Origin of the sequence: Mucilaginibacter sp. P19 (genome assembly GCF_050632265.1) — a bacterium.
Classification (GTDB): domain Bacteria; phylum Bacteroidota; class Bacteroidia; order Sphingobacteriales; family Sphingobacteriaceae; genus Mucilaginibacter; species Mucilaginibacter gossypii.
Window position 1 is genome coordinate 1293459 of record NZ_CP192586.1, and the last position, 18227, is coordinate 1311685.

General features: G+C 45.7%; 12 protein-coding genes and 2 pseudogenes. All 14 read left to right on the forward strand.

The features are described from left to right. Nucleotides 1–7 precede the first annotated feature (7 nt). The 14 genes and pseudogenes from ACQ86K_RS06170 to ACQ86K_RS06235 all read left to right on the forward strand — a co-directional run bounded on the left by ACQ86K_RS06170 (nucleotide 8) and on the right by ACQ86K_RS06235 (nucleotide 18198). The gene (locus ACQ86K_RS06170; protein WP_091162951.1) at nucleotides 8–2794 is read left to right on the forward strand and encodes a glycoside hydrolase family 2 protein; all 2787 of its coding nucleotides are present in this window, start codon (nucleotides 8–10) and stop codon (nucleotides 2792–2794) included. Nucleotides 2795–3385: 591 nt separating this feature from the next. Then, a pseudogene (locus ACQ86K_RS06175) lies at nucleotides 3386–5160 on the forward strand (family 78 glycoside hydrolase catalytic domain); the annotation flags it as partial. Between the two features lie 102 nt (nucleotides 5161–5262). Next, a complete protein-coding gene (locus ACQ86K_RS06180; RefSeq protein WP_431200801.1) occupies nucleotides 5263–5553 on the forward strand; it encodes an alpha-L-rhamnosidase C-terminal domain-containing protein in 291 nt (96 codons plus the stop codon). A 110-nt stretch (nucleotides 5554–5663) separates the two neighbouring features. After that, on the forward strand, nucleotides 5664–6290 hold the full coding sequence (locus ACQ86K_RS06185) for a DUF3826 domain-containing protein (RefSeq protein ID WP_431200802.1): 627 nt from the start codon (nucleotides 5664–5666) through the stop codon (nucleotides 6288–6290). Nucleotides 6291–6297: 7 nt separating this feature from the next. Beyond that, the gene (locus ACQ86K_RS06190; protein WP_091162953.1) at nucleotides 6298–7428 is read left to right on the forward strand and encodes a sialidase family protein; all 1131 of its coding nucleotides are present in this window, start codon (nucleotides 6298–6300) and stop codon (nucleotides 7426–7428) included. A gap of 260 nt (nucleotides 7429–7688) precedes the next feature. Next, nucleotides 7689–9089, forward strand: a complete 1401-nt coding sequence (locus tag ACQ86K_RS06195) for an alpha/beta hydrolase family protein (RefSeq protein WP_143020687.1) — start codon at nucleotides 7689–7691, stop codon at nucleotides 9087–9089. 3 nt (nucleotides 9090–9092) lie between these two features. Further along, on the forward strand, nucleotides 9093–9356 hold the full coding sequence (locus ACQ86K_RS06200) for a hypothetical protein (protein ID WP_431200008.1): 264 nt from the start codon (nucleotides 9093–9095) through the stop codon (nucleotides 9354–9356). Further along, nucleotides 9347–9976, forward strand: coding sequence for a sugar phosphate isomerase/epimerase family protein (locus tag ACQ86K_RS06205; RefSeq protein WP_431200009.1), 630 nt, complete (start codon nucleotides 9347–9349; stop codon nucleotides 9974–9976). The genes ACQ86K_RS06200 and ACQ86K_RS06205 overlap by 10 nt, the downstream gene beginning before the upstream one ends. Before the next feature lie 153 nt (nucleotides 9977–10129). Beyond that, nucleotides 10130–11907, forward strand: a pseudogene (locus ACQ86K_RS06210) (hypothetical protein). Next, a complete protein-coding gene (locus tag ACQ86K_RS06215; protein WP_431200010.1) occupies nucleotides 11904–12497 on the forward strand; it encodes an L-rhamnose mutarotase in 594 nt (197 codons plus the stop codon). The pseudogene ACQ86K_RS06210 and the gene ACQ86K_RS06215 overlap by 4 nt, the downstream one beginning before the upstream one ends. 120 nt (nucleotides 12498–12617) lie before the next feature. Further along, the gene (locus tag ACQ86K_RS06220) at nucleotides 12618–13697 is read left to right on the forward strand and encodes a Gfo/Idh/MocA family protein (RefSeq protein WP_091162957.1); all 1080 of its coding nucleotides are present in this window, start codon (nucleotides 12618–12620) and stop codon (nucleotides 13695–13697) included. Nucleotides 13698–13877: 180 nt separating this feature from the next. After that, nucleotides 13878–15296: a sodium:solute symporter family transporter gene (locus tag ACQ86K_RS06225; protein WP_431200011.1), complete on the forward strand. Its 1419-nt coding sequence runs from the start codon at nucleotides 13878–13880 to the stop codon at nucleotides 15294–15296. A gap of 2 nt (nucleotides 15297–15298) precedes the next feature. Further along, nucleotides 15299–17497 carry an alpha-L-rhamnosidase C-terminal domain-containing protein gene (locus ACQ86K_RS06230; RefSeq protein ID WP_091162958.1) on the forward strand — a complete coding sequence of 733 codons (2199 nt, stop codon included), beginning with the start codon at nucleotides 15299–15301 and terminating at the stop codon, nucleotides 17495–17497. After that, nucleotides 17494–18198, forward strand: a complete 705-nt coding sequence (locus tag ACQ86K_RS06235) for a sugar-binding domain-containing protein (RefSeq protein ID WP_431200012.1) — start codon at nucleotides 17494–17496, stop codon at nucleotides 18196–18198. Before ACQ86K_RS06230 ends, ACQ86K_RS06235 begins: the two co-directional genes overlap by 4 nt. Nucleotides 18199–18227: the final 29 nt, after the last annotated feature.

Below are 18227 nucleotides of genomic sequence, written 5' to 3' on the forward strand. Positions count from 1 at the left end.
TATACTAATGAGATCTGCCTGCTTTAAAATATGGATTGCTTTGCTGTTTGTCATCAACTGGTCGGTAAGCCATGCCCAGGAAACACAAAAGCTATTCCTGTCGGGTACAGGGAGCGACCATACTGTAAACTGGCAGTTTTATTGCACCGCGGGCAACAATTCAGGCAAATGGACAACCATTCCGGTGCCGTCAAACTGGGAGTTTCAGGGTTTTGGTATGTACAATTACGGTCTTGCTAAGGATAGTTTAAGAGGCAAGGAGCAAGGGCTTTATAAATACGAGTTTAACATGCCGACATCATGGCAGGGCAAGGCTGTCAATATTGTTTTTGATGGCTCCATGACCGACACCGAGGTGAAGCTGAACGGCAAATCCGCCGGGGCAATTCACCAGGGATCATTTTACCGTTTCAAATATGATGTAAGCGCTTTGCTTAACTACGGCAAATCCAATCTGCTGGAAGTAACGGTATCTAAACACTCTGCCAATGCATCAGTAAACGCAGCCGAACGTAAAGGTGATTTCTGGATCTTCGGCGGCATTTTTAGGCCGGTGTTCTTGGAGGCTGCCCCTAAATCGCATATCAGCTATTTTGCTGTTGATGCCAAAGCTAACGGTAATTTAAAAGCACAATTGCGATTGGCATCTGTAAAAAGCGGCACGGTAACAGGGCAGGTGTATACCATGGCAGGGCAAAAGTTTGGTGTTCCTTTTTCCGTAAAAGTTAATGGAGGCGATACCGTTGCTAATATCAGCACGAATATTGTTTCACCAAAATTATGGTCGCCGGAGTTTCCTAACCTGTACAATGTGGTATTTACGCTGAATGAAAATGGTAAGCCCGTTCATATCGTAAAGCAACGCATCGGCTTCCGTACGGTTGAGCTGAGGGAACACGATGGCATTTATGTAAATAACGCTAAGATCAAATTTAAGGGCGTAAACCGTCATTCGTTTTGGCCAACTACGGGCAGGGCCTTAAATAAAAAAGTAAGTATCGGGGATGTTCAACTCATGAAAGATATGAACATGAACGCGGTGCGGATGTCGCACTACCCGCCCGATGATCATTTCCTGGACGTATGCGATTCATTAGGTCTTTTTGTACTGGACGAGCTTACCGGCTGGCACCACGCCTATGACGACGTGGTTGGTTCGAAATTAACTAAAGAAATGATCGAAAAAGATATCAATCATCCATCCATTGTGATCTGGGATAATGGTAACGAAGGTGGTTTTAATTTCAACCTCGATCATTGGTTTGATGAATTGGATATTCAAAAACGTCCCTTGATCCATCCCTGGGGCATCTTCCGCGGAACAAATACACAACACTATATTAATTATGACTACGGCACCAATACAGGTATCAACGGTCACGATATATTTTTCCCGACCGAGTTTTTACACGGCTTGTACGATGGCGGCGGCGGTGCTGGGCTGGATGATTTCTGGAAACAGATGTGGCACACCCCGATTTCGGCAGGTGGTTTTATCTGGGATTTTGCTGATGAAGCTGTGGTTCGCACAGATAAAAACGGCGAGTTGGACAGCGATGGTGACCATGGCCCCGACGGCATTGTAGGCCCTTACCACGAAAAGGAAGGCAGCTATTATGCTATTAAAGAAATCTGGAGCCCGGTTTACCTCGAACCCCGCGAAATAACGCCCGCGTTCAACGGTACACTGCGTTTAGAGAATAGATATTCCTATACAAATCTTAAACAATGTACATTCAGCTATAAGCTGACAACGCTCAATGGCACTGCTTCAACAAGTAAAACCGGTACTATAGCTTCGCCGGATGTTGAGCCCGGACAGTATGGGAACCTGCAGTTACAGTTGCCTAAAGACTGGCAAAATTATGATGTGCTATATGTTTCAGCTTTTGACGTAAATAAGCATGAGCTGTTTACCTGGAGTTTTCCGGTAAGTAACCATGATAAGATCACAAACCGAATTATTACAAAAACAGGTGGAAGTAAAGCTGTAATTACCGAGACCGATTCGCTGTACAAAGTAAAAACCGGCAACGGGATCGAGCTGGCGTTTAACCGTAATTCGGGCATATTGGTTAGTGTGAAAAATGCTAAAGGTGATATTCGTTTTAACAACGGGCCTGTTTTGATTGAAGGGCAAGATCAAACGGGTTTTGAAAAGCTCACCTATCATTATGAATTTGATAATCTGGTGGTTGAAGCAGTATTCCCGCCCAAAAAATCTGAACCGTTATTGAAGTGGACTATCTACCCATCGGGCTGGGTGCAGCTTGATGTTAAATACTGGCCAATAGGGGAGGATGCTACATTAATGGGCATTAATTTCTCCTTCCCCGAAAAAGATATTAAAGGCATTACCTATATGGGTGATGGCCCTTACCGGGTGTGGAAAAACCGCATGAAAGGTACATCACTGGGCGTATGGGATAAAACCTACAATAATACTATAACCGGGCAGGGTAAAGTTGTTTACCCGGAATTTAAGGGCTATTACTCCAACCTGTACTGGATGAAACTGCAAACTACCGGGCAGCCGGTAACTATTGTATGCAATAGCCGGGATGTGTTTATGCGCCTGTTTACTCCGGCTAATCCCAAAAATGTATACAACACGGCCCCGGCTTTCCCATCGGGTGATATCTCGTTTATGCATGGCATAACGCCGATAGGCACCAAATCACAAAAGCCTGAAAAACTGGGTCCGGGTGGACAAAAGAACCAATATTTTAATTACGACAGGAATATAGAAGACGCGCTTTCGCTGAACCTGTATTTCGACTTTTCGGGTAAATAATTGATGAAAGGGTTAGTCACACATATCGGTTTGGCTGTGGTGGTTATTCTAACTTGCCTGGGCAATTGCTATGCAGACGCGCGTATCGGTTTACAAAACCTGAAATGCGAAATGCTGAACAATCCTTTGGGGATTGGCACCGCTAAACCCCGGCTAAGCTGGCAGATTACCAGCGATACACGGAATACCAACCAGGTAGCCTATCAAATTTTAGTAGCCTCAACTCCCGAAAAACTAACAGCAAACCAAGGTGACCTGTGGGATTCGCACAAAGTGAATTCAACTGAAACCATCATGGTCAACTATGCGGGCAAACCGTTGAGCAGTCGCGCCGAATGTTATTGGAAGGTTAGGGTATGGACAAATAACGGTACAAGCATATGGAGCCAATCGGCTAAATGGAGCGTGGGCCTTTTGAACCCGGCAGATTGGAAAGCAAAATGGATAGGTTATGACCGTGGGTTTGCCTGGGATAGTGTTTCCAAATTTTCCCGGCTTTCGGCAAGGTATTATCGCCGTGGGTTTAGTTTAAATAAAACGATCAAACGCGGCACTGCTTATATAGTTGGTTTGGGTCATTATGAGTTATATATTAACGGACATGCTATCGGCGATCAGGTTTTGGCTGAAGCACCTACTGACTATACGCAGTCAGTTAAGTACAACACCTTTGATGTTACAGATCGTCTGAAACAGGGCGATAATGCCATTGGAACGGTATTGGGCAACGGCCGCTATTTTACCATGCGACCAAAATATAAGCCTAAAAAGATCAAAGAATTTGGGTTCCCCAAAATGTTGCTACAACTGGAAGTTGAGTATACCGACGGATCAAAGCAAACTATCATAAGCGATAACAACTGGCATTTTACAGCCGATGGCCCCATCCGCACCAATAACGAGTACGATGGCGAGGAATATGACGCCACCAAAGAGTTTCCGGGATGGAACAGTGCGGGTTTTGACGACAGCCAATGGCTTATAGCCGAGCTGGTGCCGGCTCCCGGTGGCAAGCTTGACGCGCAGATGAATGAACCGATCAGTGTGATGGATACCATTAAACCTGTCAGTATCAGTCAGCTTAAAAAAGATGTATGGATATTGGATCTGGGCCAAAATATGGCAGGCTGGTTGCAGATGCGGGTAAAAGGAAACCGGGGGATAAAGTAACACTTCGTTATGCAGAGACACTGCAGCCCAATAATGAACTTTATGTAGCTAACCTACGTGATGCCAAAGTAACCGATGTGTATACGCTTAAAGGCGGGGCGGAAGAATTATGGCACCCGGTATTTGTGTATCATGGTTTCAGATATGTGGAGATCAGCGGTTATCCAGGTAAGCCCGAGTTGGCTGATTTTGAAGGACAGGTGGTTTACGATGCCTTGCCAACCATCGGCCATTTTGAAACATCTAACGCTATCGTCAATAAGATTTATCATAACGCTTATTGGGGGATCCTGAGCAATTACAAAGGGATGCCGGTTGATTGCCCGCAGCGTAACGAGCGGATGCCATGGCTTGGCGACAGGGCGGTGGGCTCGCTTGGTGAAAGCTTTGTATTTGCTAATAGTAATTTCTACGTCAAATGGCTGGATGATATCGCACAGTCGCAAAGGCCGGATGGAGCCATCCCCGATGTAGCGCCCGCTTACTGGAATTATTACAGCGATAACATGACCTGGCCCGGTACTTATATCCTGGTGGCCGATATGCTTTACCGTCAGTTTGCCGATAAAGCGCCGATTGAAAAGCATTACGCCTCCATGAAAAAATGGATGGATTACATGAGGGTCAAATACATGAAAAATACCATCGTCACCAAAGATAAATATGGCGACTGGTGTGTACCGCCCGAATCGTTAGAGCTGATCCACGCCAAAGATTCATCATTGAATACTGATGGACAACTGATTGCCACAGCCTATTATTATCATTTATGCGGGTTGATGGAAAAGTTCGCGACAATGCTGCATAAACCTGCTGATGCGCAGTTTTTTGCTGCCGCTAAGCAGACTGTAGGCAAGGCATTTAACGATAAGTACTTTGATAAAACCACATCAAAATACGGCAACAATACAGTCACCGCCAACCTGCTGCCATTGTATTTCGGGATCACGCTATCTGCCAATAAACAAGCTGTATTTAAAAATGTAGTAGCTAAGATCAACGAGGCCCATGACCATATCAGCACCGGCGTTATCGGTACACAATGGCTTATGCGTGGCCTTACCGAATTTGGCCGCCCAGATCTGGCCTGGAAAATTGCATCTAACACCACTTACCCAAGTTGGGGCTACATGGCCGAAAGGGGCGCTACTACCATCTGGGAGTTATGGAACGGCGACACCGCTAACCCGGCAATGAATTCCCGTAACCATATCATGCTTCTGGGCGATCTGATTGCCTGGTTTTATCAGGACATAGCGGGGATAAAAACAGTTAATGCCGGTTTTAAGCAACTGGTGATGCAACCGGCGGTTATCAAAGGGCTGGATAGAGTCAATGCCTCGTACCAAACAGCTTATGGTCTTGTGAAAAGCAGTTATAACAATACTACGAGCAGTTTTAACTGGCATGTTGCCATACCGCCAAACAGTTCGGCACTGGTTTATGTGCCTGCAAAAGCTATGGATGAAGTAACCGAGGGCGGGAAGAAAATATCCATTATAAAATATATTAAACCGGTTAAAATAGAAAACGGGAAAGTGGTGCTCAGCATTGGTTCTGGCGATTATGATTTTGAAGTAAAATATTAAAGCAACATTGATATGAAAAAATTAAATAGGACGGGTGCAATGCTGATAGCTTTACTATCGCTGTCGGGCACATTGAAAGCCCAGGAACAACAGGCAGCTAAAGCAGTTGCATCTCCCGAAGCACAGGCCAAAGCCGATGCCGAAGTGGAAAAAAAGCTACGGATTGGGTTGCCTCATTATCGCTTACTGATACTGCAAAGGCTACCCGCGTAAAAAATGTAATAGCAACGCATCTCAAAGCCATCCGCGACTGGAATAACAGTCATTCGTACGAGTCAGTACCGGCAGGTATTGATCCGGCTACGGGTAAAACTTTGAGCACCATGGACAGGCAGGTCATCATAAACTCTTCGCTGCCAAAATCGGTACACGAAAACCTGATGACCGGTTTGCGTAAAGACCTCACCGAAGAACAGGTTGAAGCCGTACTTGATAAATACACCATCGGCAAAGTGGCCTTTACGCTGGCGGGTTATAAATCTATCATCCCCGACCTGACTCCTGTTGAAGAAGCGACAATCCTCGCTAATCTGAAGCAAGCCCGTGAACAGGCTGTCGACTTTAAAAATATCAAACAGGTATCGGCCATTTTTGAGATCTACAAAACCAAAAACGAGCAATACCTCAACAGTAACGGCCGTAACTGGCACAAGCTATACGGCGATTATACCAAAGCCATCATCGCAAAAAAAGCTGCTGATAAAGCAGCAAAGGATAAGGCTGCCACTCAAAAATAATTGTACTATGCTAAGAAAGATCTTGTTCGCCGGTGCAGTAAGCTGCTTATTTATAATCAACGCCTTTGCCCAAAATCCATGGCGCAAGGGGATTGTGAAGGATGAGTTTATATACGATAAAGCGCCATACCCGGAATGCCATGCAGCAACTATAGCCGAAACCCCGACCGGCCTTGTTGCCTCATGGTTTGGGGGCACCAAAGAGCGCAATCCCGATGTATGTATCTGGGTGAGCCGTTTTGTTAATGGCAAATGGACAGAGGGTATCAACGTAGCCAACGGCATCCAGAACGATACTTTACGCTATGCCTGCTGGAACCCGGTGTTGTACCAGGTGCCCAAAGGCGAATTACAGCTTTACTACAAAATAGGCCCAAGCCCGGCAAAATGGAAGGGTTTTATAAAAACATCTAAAGATGGCGGCATCACCTGGTCGGAGCAAAAGGCTTTGCCCGATGGCTTTTTAGGGCCGATCAAAAACAAACCGGTACTGCTTAAAAACGGCACGCTGTTAAGTCCGGTAAGTACCGAAGGCAAAGCCTGGCAGGTGCATTTTGAAGCCACCAAAGATTTCGGCAAAAACTGGACAATGATAGGCCCAATCAGCGATGGTAAAGATTTGAAAGCCATACAACCCAGTATTTTAACTTATAAAGATGGCCGGCTGCAGGCCCTTTGCCGCAGTCAGAACAGGGCGATATTAAGCACATGGTCTAAGGATGGCGGACAAACCTGGTCGCCTTTGGAAAAGACCAGTCTGCCCAATAACAATTCCGGTACCGATGCTGTGACTTTGAAAGATGGCCGTCAGTTATTGGTTTATAACCACGTTTTGCCGCCAGGAAACCTGGCTAAAGGAGCCCGTACGCCTTTGAACGTAGCTGTTTCTAAAGATGGTGTGACCTGGTACGCAGCGTCGATCCTGGAGGATTCACCTATCAGCCAGTATTCTTATCCATCGGTCATCCAAACTTCGGATGGGATGGTGCATGTGGTTTATACCTGGCGCAGGCAAAAGATAAAACATGTGGTTATTGATCCTTCAAAATTAGAGATGGAGGAAATAAAGGATGGTATTTGGCCAAAGGTGGATGGTTATACGCCGCCGGTACCGGTTGGGGAGACTAAGGATTTGTAAGTGAAATAGACTCTGAGGGGCAAAAAAAGCGTCATGCCGAACTTGTTTCGGCACCCCACAGGACAGGTAGTCGATTTGCTTAGCATGATCGCTTAGCGAGTGGGGTGCTGAAACAAGTTACCCATGACCATGATTTGGTTAATTGTTTCAATGTAGAGACGCATAATTGCGTCTCTCGTAGGACAAGCCGGCTAAAAGGGGGAACGCTTGATTTGCATGCGGGAGACGCAATTATGCGTCTCTACAAAATAAATAAAACAATGAAAAAACTGATCTATATACTGGTAACCTGCCTCATCGCCATGAGTTTCACTGCCCATGCGCAGCAAACTACCGATGCCATGTACAGGAAAACCCTGAAGGAGGTGCTTGATGAAGTGCAGGACAAATATCATGTAAAGATCAAATACACCGCTGCTCAGGTTGAGGGTAAATGGGTTAACTATGCCCAATGGCGTTTCAGGCCCAATGTGGATACGACCCTGGCCAACGTTCTTACCCCGCTTGATCTGAAGGTGAATAAAGAAGCTCCCGGCAGGTATAAGCTCAAAGAATATGAATACTTCCGCTGGTCGGTAAGCGACGGCTGGAAGGAGCTTGACAGGATAACCTCCCAATACCACGACCGTGATACCTGGGAACAACGCAAAGCCATGTTAAAACCTGAGCTTTATAAAGCTTTAGAATTATCGCCTCTGCCTGCTAAACCAGCTTCAAAACCAATCATCACCCCCAAAAGGGTTTTTGACGGTTATACAGTTGAAAATATCGCCATTGAAATACTGCCCGGTTTGTACATCAATGGTTCGTTGTATAAACCGCTGAAAATTAAAGGTAAGATCCCGGTGGTACTAAGTCCGGATGGGCATTGGGAGCACCAGCGTTACCGTGCCGATTGCCAGATCCGTTGTGCATCGCTTGCGCGGATGGGGACGATGGCTTACAGTTACGACCTTTTTGCCTGGGGCGAATCTTTGCTGCAATTTAAGGATGAGGATCACCGCCGCAGCCTGGCGCAAACTATCCAGGCACTTGGCGCTATCCGGATCCTGGATTATGTGCTTTCGCTTAAGGAAACCGACCCTGAGCGGGTAGGGATCAGCGGCGGATCGGGTGGAGGGAGCCATACCGTTTTAATGACCGCCATGGATGACCGGATCAAGCTTAGCGCTCCGGTGGTGTCGGTGTCGTCATATTTTTATGGAGGATGCCCTTGCGAAAGCGGAATGCCTATCCATCAATGCGGCAACGGAACAGATAATGTAGAATTGGCCGCTATGGCTGCACCGCGGCCGCAATTGCTGATCTCCGACGGGCAGGACTGGACCGCTAATATGCCCGAGCATGATTTTCCTTACCTACAAAAGATCTATGGCTATTATGGGGTTACAAACAAAGTAGAGAATGTACACTTGCCCAATGAAGGCCATGATTTCGGTCCGTCAAAAAGGGCTGCGTTGTATGCTTTCGTAGCTAAAAATTTCCACTTGGATCTTAATAAAATTAAAGACAGCAGCGGCAATTTCGATGATAATAAAGTCACCATTGAAAAAGAACCTGCCATGTATGTATTTGGCAATAAGGGCGAAAAACTCCCTGCCAATGCCATAAAAGGTTTTGATCAGTTAGAGAAAGTATTTGAGCAGGCCACAAAAAAATAAGTTATGAAAAATAGGTTGATATTAAGTTTATGGATAGTGATAATGGTATGCACCCTCTTTATTCCTGCAATGGCTCAAACCTCATCAAAGCAGCGCTACAAAGTAGCGGTAGTTGATTTGATGATCCTTAAACGGCAAAAGTTGGGTGCATTTCAACTGGCTAAGGAGATTGGTGCAGATGGCGTAGAAGTAGATATGGGGGGCTTGGTGATCGCGAAACTTTTGATAACCAGCTGGCTAATGATTCAATCAGAAAAGTGTTTTTAAGCAAGGCGAAAGAACTAAGACTGGAAATTCCGTCCATGGGCATGACCGGCTTTTTCGCCCAATCATTTGCCGAACGGCCAACCGCAATTAAAGCGGCTACCGATTGTATCAACACCATGAAACAAATGGGTGTTAAAATTGGCTTTTTACCGATGGGGATCAAAGGCGATCTCGTGAAATTTCCTGAATTGCGCCCGGCTATTGTTTCCCGCCTGAAAGAGGTAGCTAAAATAGCCGAAAAGGCAGGTGTAATAATAGGTATTGAAACGGCGCTGGATGCCAAAAGTGAATTGCAGCTATTGAAAGATATAGGCTCGCCGGCCATCAAAAGCTATTTCAATTTTGAAAACGCCATCAGAAACGGCCGCGACCTGGATAAGGAGCTTCAAATATTGGGTAAAAAATACATCATTCAGATCCATTGTACAAATGATGATGGCGTTTGGCTGCAAAATGACCCTAAAATCAATTTGGAACATGTAAAAGCCACTTTAGATAAAATGGGTTGGACAGGCTGGTTAGTGATTGAACGCTCGCGCGATGCCAAAGACCCACGGAACGTTAAGTGGAATTTCAGCGCCAATACCTCATACGTAAAATCAATTTTTCAGGCTAAGTAATTAACGTAAATGAATATCCGCCGCATAGTTGTTTTGATATTGCTGTTAAATGTTATTTTGACAGGTAGCCTCTTTGCGGCCGAAATCTGGGTAGCACCTAAAGGCTCCGATACCAACACGGGCACCCGCGAGCAACCGCTGGCAACCTTAGCGATGGCCATCAGGAAAGCCCGTGAACTGAGGCGGTTAAACGATCCATCAATAAAAAGCGGTATTCATATCAAAGTCGCGGCCGGACTTTACAGGTTAGATGAACCATTATTTATCCGCCCGGAAGATTCAGGTACTGCTGATAGTCCAACCATTATAGAGGGTGAGGGCATTGGTAAAACTGTTTTAAGTGGTGGCATTAAGGTAAGTGGATGGCGTAAAGTAAATTATGCCATCCCCGGTTTGCCGGCAGAAGCTAAAGGCAATGTTTGGGTTGCCGACGGGCCCATTATAGGCGATGAGCCATTACAATTCAGACAACTATGGGTGAATGATGAAAAGGCTGTTCGCACCCGGGATACCGAAGCTCCGCTCATGAACCGCATCCTTTCCTGGGATCATAAAACCCAAACCTGTGTAATCCCATGGTCTGCTTCAGCCGATACCGCTCACCTTAAGGGTTTGGAGATGTTTATTCACCAGTGGTGGGCTATAGCCATTTTGAGGGTTAAAGCAGTTAAGGTAATGGGGGACAGCGCGAGCTTATCATTTTATCAACCCGAAAGCCGCATCCAGTCAGAGCACCCCTGGCCAGCGCCCTGGATCTCCAAAAAAAGGGTAACTCAGCGTTTTATCTCAGCAATGCTATCAGCTTTTTGAACAAGCCCGGCGAGTGGTTTCACGACCGGAAGGCTAATAAAATTTATTACATCTCTCGCAAAGGCGAAGATCTGCAAACAGCTACGGTAACCGTTCCGCAATTGGAAACCCTGGTTAAAATGCAGGGCTCTATCGATGCAACGGTTAGCTACTTCAGCTTTAAAAATATCAGCTTTGAACACAGCAGCTGGCTTCACCCGTCAAAAGAAGGTTTGGTGCCGCATCAGGCCGGGATGTACATGGTGGATGCCTACAAATTGAAAACTCCCGGCACACCGGATAAAAAGGGATTGGAAAACCAGGCATGGGTAGGTAGACCAAAGGCAGCGGTTGAGGTGGCTTACGCGTCGCATATTACCTTCGATGGTTGCGGTTTTGAACATATGGCTTCGACTGGCTTGGATTTTCAGCGCAGTACACACCATGATGTGGTTAAAGGCAGCCTCTTTAAAGACATTGGGGGGACTGCTGTACTTGACGGCGTTTATTCCGACGAGGCACAGGAAGTTCATCTGCCCTACAATCCAACTGATAAACGGGAGATCTGTACCAACGATACCATCACCAATAATTTAATTACCGATGCAACCAATGAAGACTGGGGTTGTGTTGGCATAGGCGCGGGCTATGTTAAAGGTATCAGCATAACACATAATGAGGTTTGCGAAGTAAACTACTCCGGCATCAGTATGGGCTGGGGATGGACTAAGACTATTAACGCCATGAGCGATAACCGCATCATAGCCAATAAAATCCACCATTACGCCCGCAATATGTATGATGTGGCGGCCATCTACACGCTATCGGCACAGCCCGGCTCGGTTATCAGCAATAATTACGTGGATAGCATTTACAAAGCACCTTACGCACATGACCCACAGCATTGGTTTTACCTGTATACCGATGAGGGATCGTCATACATAACCATCAAAAATAACTGGTGCCCGGCAGATAAATTCCTGAAAAATGCCAACGGTCCCGGTAATGTTTGGGAAAATAACGGTCCGCAGGTTGATGCAGCCGTAAAGCAATCAGCAGGTATAGAACGGCCTTATCAGTATCTGTTTCAATATCGTCATGTAAACCGGGGTAACTGGCCCATCAATCATAAAACAGAATGAAAATATATAAAGCATATATAGTTTGGTTTACGGTGATTTTATTATTGCCTGCATTTCATGTAAAGGCAGCTTCAAATCCTTATACTATTGTTGAAGTGACTGGTCCGCAGGGTAAGCAACTCGACTACGCCCCGTTGTTGCATATTGCCCGCAAGCAGGGATTACCGGCTTCGGCGGTTTACGGTTGGGGTAACCATCTCATTGTTTATGGCAAGCATTTAAATTCAGCATCTATCCAAAAAAGCGCTCGGGCAGCATACCCTTCGTGCCAGATTACGGTTTATAGTAATCCATTTTATGATTTCGACCGCAGGCTTCGTTGTGGTGGTAAGAGCATTGCCAAACAATGGGACAACATTATACTAACAGCAAACCTTGTTGCCGATGAGCACCTGCAACAGGAATATATCGATTATCACGCCACGCAGTTTAAAAACTGGCCCGAAGTTTCTAAAGGTTTCTGCAATGCCGGCTTTCAGCAATTACTGGTGTTCAGAAACGGGCGCCGCCTGATGCTGGTGATCAGTATCCCGAAAGGAAAAAGCTTGAGGAACTCAATCCTAAAACTATCGAAAATAATCCGCGGGTAAACGATTGGAACAGGCTGATGAAGAAATACCAGGAAGGTGTTCCCGGTACCCGGAAAGGTGAGGTATGGGTATTTTTTAAACAGGTAACGGACAATAGCGACATTAAAAGATCATTATAAAATGAAAATAGGAATATTAGGATTAGGCGAAGGGCGCAGCACCATGTCGGCAGTATTGAAAAGCGATATGCTTGAACTAAAAATGGTATGCGATATGAATATTGAAATGTGCAAACACCGCGCGGAGGAGTTTAACTTTCATAACTATACCACCAGCTACCAGGATATGCTCAATGATGCCGAAATAGATATCATTGCCATTTATACGCCCGATCACTTGCATGCTGAACACGTTAAGCTGGCTTTATTGCACGGCAAACATGTGGTATGTACCAAGCCTTTTATCGATGATTTGAGTAAAGCTGCCGAACTGCTCGAACTGGTTGAGCAAAGCGGTAAGAAAGTATTTGTAGGTCAAAGCTCGCGCTTTTTTGAGCCGATGAAAAAGCAGCGTAAAGATTACGAGGCTGGTTTAATAGGGGATTTGATTACTGTGGAGGCCTATTACCATGCCGATCATCGCTGGTTTTTAGAGAAACCATGGTCGCTACAACAAGCCTTTAAGTGGCTATACGGCGGCTTAAGTCACCCGGTTGATTTTATTCGCTGGTATTTGCCGGAGATCGAGGAGGTGATGGGCTATGGCATGCTAAGTGCTAACGGTGCCAAAGGCGGTTTGAAGAACCCGGATACCATGCACTTTATTTTCAAAGCTAAGGACGGCCGCATTGCCCGGGTAAGTGGTTGTTACACTGGTCCGGTGCAACCCGCTACCCGCGACAGCGAAATGAGCTGTATTTTACGCGGTACTGAAGGATGCAGCCAGGGCGATTACATGGACCTGCGTTATGCAATTACCGATAATACCGGCGAAGAACGCATCATTACCTGGGAACATAAACTGAAACACTATTTCAGGTTTGAGGGCAAAAGCCATCATGCCGGGGAGTATCAAAATTACCTCGAATACTTTGCCGATAGCATCACCGAAGGCTATACCGCTTATCCCGATATTAAAGAAGGTATTGGAACTATCGCCTTGCTTCAGGCTATGGATCGGTCATTACAAAGCGGTAAACCCGTAAAAGTTGATGAGATCCTGACCGAGTTTAATTTAACCGTAAATGAGTTAAGCGCATGATATTGAGCATGAGCAATATCGTATCACGCCTCACACTGTTGGATTACTCGGTGGTTGCCGTGTACCTTGTTATTTTAATGATAATTGGGTTCCGGGCCAGCTTTAGTAATAAAAACAAAACAGACGAGAACCCTTTTCCTCGCCAATAAATCTTTAGGATGGGCCAGTATTGGCTTCAATATGTGGGGCACCAATGTGGGGCCTTCCATGTTGCTGGCCTTTGCCAGTATAGGCTATAGTACGGGTATAGTGGCGGTCAATTTTGACTGGTATGCCTTTGTTTTCCTGATGCTGCTTGCCATGGTTTTTGCGCCTAAATACATAGCGGCCAAGGTATCAACCATGCCCGAGTTTATGGGTAACCGTTACGGCGATTCAACCCGTAATATTTTGGCCTGGTACGCGCTTATCAAAATGCTCATCTCGTGGTTGTCGTTAGGTTTGTTTGCCGGTGGATTTTTAGTAAGACAGATCCTTGGCATCCCCATGTGGCAATCTGTTATTGTGCTGGTGTCATTTGCTGGCTTATTCGCATTTACAGGTGGCTTAAAGGCTATCGCCAAAGTAAATGTTTTCCAGATGTTGCTGCTCATCGGCGTATCGCTCACATTAACCGTTTTAGGTGTAAGCAGGGTCGGCGGGTTATCAGCGGTATTCCATCAAACGCCTGCAAATTACTGGAACCTCATCCATCCGGCAAGCGATGTTAAATACCCATGGTATGCTATATTATTGGGCTACCCGGTATCGGCTGTGGCCTTTTTCTGTACAGATCAGGCTATGGTACAATCGGTATTAGGTGCTAAAAACCTGGAGCAGGGACAGCTTGGTGTTAACTTTATTGGCTGGCTTAAAATATTATCGCTGCCCTTATTTATCCTCACGGGTATTTTGTGTTTCATCCTGTTCCCGCATCTGAGTGATCCTGCATTAGCTTACATGACTATGGTTACCAATCTTTTCCCTCCGGGAATGAATGGGTTAATTATTGTGGTATTGATAGCGGTTTTGATAGGTACCGTCGGCTCGTCCTTAAACTCGCTGAGCACAGTGTTCACCATGGATATCTATGCCGAAAAGATCAACCCTAACGCCACTAATAAAGATCTCATCAGGGTAGGGCGTTACACCGTAATTGGCGGTTGTCTGTTTGCAATAGGTATGGCCCTGGCTATCGATAGTATCAAAGGCCTTAATTTGTTCGATGTATTTCAATCGGTATTGGGTTTTATTGCGCCGCCATTGGCCGTAGTTTTTTTGCTTACTGTTTATTGGAAACGTACTACCCGAAAAGCGGTAAATATTATTCTTTCGGCGGGTTCTGCTTTTAGTTTGGGTACCGGTGTGGTATACCTGTGGGTATTACCGCCCGATAAGTATAGCTTTTGGCCGCATTACCTGATGCTGTCGTTTTTCATATTTGTTTTCCTGGCGGTATCTGCTGTTTTGATCTCGCTGCTTGATAAAACACCGGCTGTTTACGTGGCCGAAGAATCGGAAACAGAAAATACTGCAAAACCTACCCGGCGTGTAAAAATAGCCTGGCTGCTGCTCTCGATAGTCATGATTGCTTTATACCTCATTTTCAACGGACATTAAAAATGAATAAAATCACTACTCATATAAGATTCAATAAGGCTCGTGTATTTATCGCGCTGCTAAGCTTTATGTTTTGTGCTGATATGGCCAAAGCACAGCAAGCAACCTGGATCTGGTACCCCGGCGATTACGAGGTATGGTTAAGTAACCGGATGCAAAACCGCCGTACCGAGCGCGGGGCATTCTTTCCGCCATTCTGGAAACTGGACAGTCATTACGTATTGGTTGATTTTCACAAGGATTTTACGCTTGCCAATTCCGAAACCGTTGAACTGGCGGTTGAGGGGCAATACAACGTAAAGCTTGATGGTAAGGCATTGGCAGGTTATCCAAAAAATATACATGTGCCGGCTGGCAGGCACAGGCTTAGTCTCAAAGTTTATAACCAGGCTGCTGCTCCGGCCATTTTTGTGAAGGGGCAGCAACTGGTGTCAGATACCTCGTGGCTGGTAACTTATGAGGACAAAGAATGGATTGATGAGTCGGGTAAAACTTCGGATGTATCGGCCACCAAATATGTGAACGCCGGTAACTGGAACTTTGATTCGGCGGATAAGTTGCCTTCTGCATTTCGTTTGCCTACGGAGGAGCATAAGCCAGCAAAAGCCGAACGAAAAGAACATTCCATTTTGGTTGATTTTGGCAAGGAAACATTTGGCTACGCCAAGCTTATCGGCCTAAAAGGCAAGGGCAATATTAAATTCTGTTACGGAGAATCAAAAGAAGAAGCTTTATCTCTAACCAATTGCGAACTGTTGGATAGTGTTTATATCGATCAGCTTCAGAAAGCCGATTATACTATGGATGGTTCGCGTGCTTTCCGATACATTAATGTATTGTTTGATGATCATGTGAGTGCCGATGATGTGTCCATGCTTTACGAATATTCGCCGGTTGAGCAGCGGGGGAGTTTCAAATGTTCGGATGAGTTGATCAACAAGATCTGGGATGTTTCGGCCTATACCCTGCACCTGAATACCCGCGAATTTTTTATCGATGGCATTAAGAGGGACAGGTGGATCTGGTCGGGCGATGCTTATCAAAGCTACCTCATGAATTATTACCTGTACTTTGATTCGCCAACAGTAACCCGCACCCTGTACGCCCTTCGCGGTAAAGACCCTGTAACCAGCCATATCAATACCATTATGGATTATACTTTTTACTGGTTTATGGGTATTTATGATTACTACCAATATACCGGCGATAAAAGTTTCATTAAACAAATGTACCCGCGCATGCAAAGCCTGATGAGCTATTGCCTGCAACGCCGTGATAAAAATGGCCTCATGGAAGGCTTGCCAGGTGACTGGGTATTTATTGACTGGGCCGATAAACTCAGCAAAAAAGGTGAAGTAAGCTTTGAACAGTTACTGCTCTGCCGCAGCCTGGAAACCATGGCTTTATGCGCCAATATTATGGATGATAAAAAGGGCAACGATCAATATCAAAAACTGTCCGCCGATCTGAAATCCAAGATCTTTTCCCTGTACTGGAATAGCGATAAACATGCCTTTGTGCACAGCCTCGTTGATGGTAAGCAAAGCGATAACGTGACCCGCTATACCAATATGTTCTCGATATTTTTCAACTACCTCAACCCAGGTCAGCAGCAGGAAATAAAAAAGTACGTGCTGCTGAACGATAATATACAGAAGATAACCACCCCATACATGCGCTTTTATGAACTGGAAGCCCTTTGCGCCATGGGCGAGCAAAGCTATGTACTCAAAGAGATGAAGGATTATTGGGGCGGGATGCTCAATTTAGGCGCAACCTCTTTTTGGGAAGAATACAATCCGGCTAAAACAGGCACCGACCGCTACGCCATGTACGGGCGACCATTTGGTAAAAGCCTTTGCCATGCCTGGGGCGCCAGCCCGATATACCTGTTGGGTAAATATTATCTCGGCGTAAAACCAACTGCGCCGGGTTATCAGCAATATGTCATCGAACCTAAATTGGGTGGTCTGCAATGGATGGAAGGCAGCGTGCCAACTGTTGATGGGGATATCAAGGTATCATGCAGTACCAAACAAATTAAAGTGAGCAGCAATACCGGAACTGGCCTGTTGCGATTTACCAGCACCTCCAAACCGGTTTGTAAGGAGGGTGAAATAACCGCTAAAGGAAACGGAACCTATGAACTTACCATCCAAAAACAAAAACAGTACACCATAAACTATAGCGCAAAAAAATGATGAAACGGCTCTTATCTATCCTGCTTTTAACAGCATTTTCATCAACAGGGCTTTACGCGCAACTGGTTGATAAAACGCCCGCGCCCATCCCTAACGTGCCTACGGTTTATGATGCCGAACCTTGGGAAAATCCTTTGGTTGATGGCATAAACCGGGATGCGGCACGCGCTACAGCATATTCATACAGCAGTATCAAAGATGCATTGGCTGGCGATAGGGAAAAATCAGGCAGGATGTTATCCCTGAATGGTTACTGGGATTTTAGCTATGCCGCCAAACCTGCCGATGCGCCGAAAGATTTTTATAAAAGCCGGGTAAGCGGTTGGAAAAAGATCATCGTTCCCTCAAGTATTGAAATGCAGGGTTATGATAAACCCATTTATAAAAGTGCGGTTTACCCGTTTCGCCCGGTTAACCCGCCTCATGTGCCGAAGGATTATAACGGCGTTGGCAGTTATCAGCGTACGTTTACATTGCCCGCCGGTTGGAAAGATATGAACATTACCCTGCATTTCGGCGGGGTAAGTTCGGGCTTTAAGGTTTGGCTCAATGGTAAGTTTTTAGGTTATGGCGAGGATAGTTTTTTGCCGTCAGAGTTTAATATTACCCCATACCTGCAAGCGGGCGAGAACGTGATATCGGTGCAATTGATCCGATGGAGCGATGGTTATTTTTGGAAGACCAGGATCAGTGGCGCATGAGTGGCATCCATCGCGAAGTAATGCTTTTG

What these genes read in the sequence shown, in the direction of transcription:
- ACQ86K_RS06170 (WP_091162951.1), top strand. Translation starts at nt 8, where the DNA reads ATGAGATCTGCCTGCTTTAAAATATGGATTGCTTTGCTGTTTGTCATC.
- ACQ86K_RS06180 (WP_431200801.1), top strand. Translation starts at nt 5,263, where the DNA reads ATGCAACCGGCGGTTATCAAAGGGCTGGATAGAGTCAATGCCTCGTAC.
- ACQ86K_RS06190 (WP_091162953.1), top strand. Translation starts at nt 6,298, where the DNA reads ATGCTAAGAAAGATCTTGTTCGCCGGTGCAGTAAGCTGCTTATTTATA.
- ACQ86K_RS06195 (WP_143020687.1), top strand. Translation starts at nt 7,689, where the DNA reads ATGAAAAAACTGATCTATATACTGGTAACCTGCCTCATCGCCATGAGT.
- ACQ86K_RS06200 (WP_431200008.1), top strand. Translation starts at nt 9,093, where the DNA reads ATGAAAAATAGGTTGATATTAAGTTTATGGATAGTGATAATGGTATGC.
- ACQ86K_RS06215 (WP_431200010.1), top strand. Translation starts at nt 11,904, where the DNA reads ATGAAAATATATAAAGCATATATAGTTTGGTTTACGGTGATTTTATTA.
- ACQ86K_RS06220 (WP_091162957.1), top strand. Translation starts at nt 12,618, where the DNA reads ATGAAAATAGGAATATTAGGATTAGGCGAAGGGCGCAGCACCATGTCG.
- ACQ86K_RS06225 (WP_431200011.1), top strand. Translation starts at nt 13,878, where the DNA reads ATGTGGGGCACCAATGTGGGGCCTTCCATGTTGCTGGCCTTTGCCAGT.
- ACQ86K_RS06230 (WP_091162958.1), top strand. Translation starts at nt 15,299, where the DNA reads ATGAATAAAATCACTACTCATATAAGATTCAATAAGGCTCGTGTATTT.
- ACQ86K_RS06235 (WP_431200012.1), top strand. Translation starts at nt 17,494, where the DNA reads ATGATGAAACGGCTCTTATCTATCCTGCTTTTAACAGCATTTTCATCA.